A 1,848-nucleotide genomic window follows, 5' to 3' on the forward strand; every position below is an offset into this window, starting at 1 on the left:
CAACACACCATCCGTTCTATAAATAGTTACCTATATTATACAACATTAACGCGGTGTCGTTTTAAATTAATTGCATATAAATCAGGCTGTCGAGACTTTCTCGACAGCCTGAGCACCTTAACGGGTGCTTTTTTTATTTGGAGGTATCAAAATGGACATAAGAATCATACCGTAATTTCAATGGTGGGGTTTGCTCTACTGAGAAGGTTTTCCGGGGGGTTCACATGCCATCATTAACATCATGTACGATGGCTTCTGTTGCGATATTCGCAAGCACACCTTTTGTTTCACTCAATCTCACGCTTACCATAGTATTGACAGTGTTAAGTGCAGTAACAATATCTTTGTTTCATTATTTATCCAAAAAACACCTCGTCTTTTCTGGTATAATTATATTGCCGAATTTGATATTTTTGTCTCCGGTATTATCTCTCACATTTGCTATTCAAACACTTACAGTCATATTGAAAGGAGGTGGGAAATTGAAACAGTCATTGGCTCGTATTATTTCGGAAAAGTTGGAGAAGAGCGCAAAGCGCACTATCACACTCAGAAAACATTCCTAGGAGCTCAAAAGCTTCCTGTCGAACTTGAAAACCTCAAAAACGAAAATAAGTAGAGATACAACATGGATAATACGATACTAGTGGTTAGGATAGTAAACGGGAAAGATGCCGGAGAATTTACATATTTCGACATGAAAGATGTAAACTTTATTGATTTGTGGTCACCGAAGAAAAATTATAGAGTTCCTCGATTTCATACAGATGATGGTGAGTTCACTGTATTGTTGACACTTGAGGCCTGTGAAAAGGCATTTGCCTTCCTCACACCACTTGATTCTGGTAACCTTGTTAATTTGGGTAAGATTAGCTACGCCACTGAAAAATTCAATGCTATCACGGTTTTCTTCCCAAATGGAAGTTCAACCAGCGTAGCAAAATATAAAAGAGATCTAATACATCAACACATTAAAAAGCTCTGAAAGCGAAGAGCTTTTTTTGTTTACGTATATACCATATATGGGTAAATAATGCAACTAAAATCGAACCTAGGTTCGATTTTAGGATAACAATGTCAGGATTCGACATATTTCATTGTTACATTAATGGTAAAATAGATTTGTAGACAGAGAGATAAATATAAGTGGGGCGAACCGATACAACACTTTCAGAACATTTTGTTCCGAAACTCCCAAGGGGGCGGCTAAATGCCGCTGTTTACTCATCATCTAGAGCTTGATCCATTCGTAAAATTGGTCCATTGGGACTTTTAAAATGGAGGAAGCCGTGAACATCGCTTCTGGACTCATCCGTCTTTCGCCAGAACAATAGTATGATACTACACGCTCAGAGTATCCTGATATCGAAGCGAAAGCAGCCTGAGTCATACCACGCGAGTCAAGGTGATCTTGAAGTAAACATCTCCCCCGGGAGTATTGAACCACGTTTGATTTATCTCCTAACGGGTATGGGGGTGATAAGATCCTATCTTTATGATTATATCATGATAGACAATTACGGAGAACAGGAGCAAGGGTTCGCCCTGGCAGACGAACCCTAACAAAAATGCTTAATTTAAATTTCGTATTTAATGTAACATATTTCAGCATATTTGATAACGGGATTTAAATTTCAAATACCTGTTGACATCATTATTTTTTGCATATACAACTCTTAAAGGGGAATACATTGATGAATCACGATCATACAATAATATATAATAATCCAGTGGAAGAGAAATACTTAGAATTCAAAGTCAAGATCGCACTTGCAGTGTTGGATGTTCCTTTGCCCACCAAAGTCAAAATAATCACTCCAAATAAAGTATATCTTTTGAGTATAAAAT

Annotated in this window: 2 protein-coding genes; one reads left to right on the top strand and one right to left on the bottom strand. The window is 37.3% G+C overall.

All coding sequences use genetic code 11. The features are described 5' to 3' along the window. Positions 1-697: 697 nt before the first annotated feature. Positions 698-985: a dipeptidyl aminopeptidase gene (locus tag A3842_RS09510; protein ID WP_256701626.1), complete on the top strand. Its 288-nt coding sequence runs from the start codon at positions 698-700 to the stop codon at positions 983-985. A gap of 246 nt (positions 986-1,231) precedes the next feature. On the opposite strand, the gene A3842_RS09515 is transcribed toward A3842_RS09510, so the two are convergent. Continuing rightward, positions 1,232-1,390, bottom strand: a complete 159-nt coding sequence (locus A3842_RS09515) for a helix-turn-helix domain-containing protein (protein WP_074101179.1) — start codon at positions 1,388-1,390, stop codon at positions 1,232-1,234. Between the last annotated feature and the right edge of the window lie 458 nt (positions 1,391-1,848).

It is taken from the genome of Paenibacillus sp. P3E (genome assembly GCF_001909045.1).
Lineage (GTDB): Bacteria > Bacillota > Bacilli > Paenibacillales > Paenibacillaceae > Paenibacillus_AQ > Paenibacillus_AQ helianthi.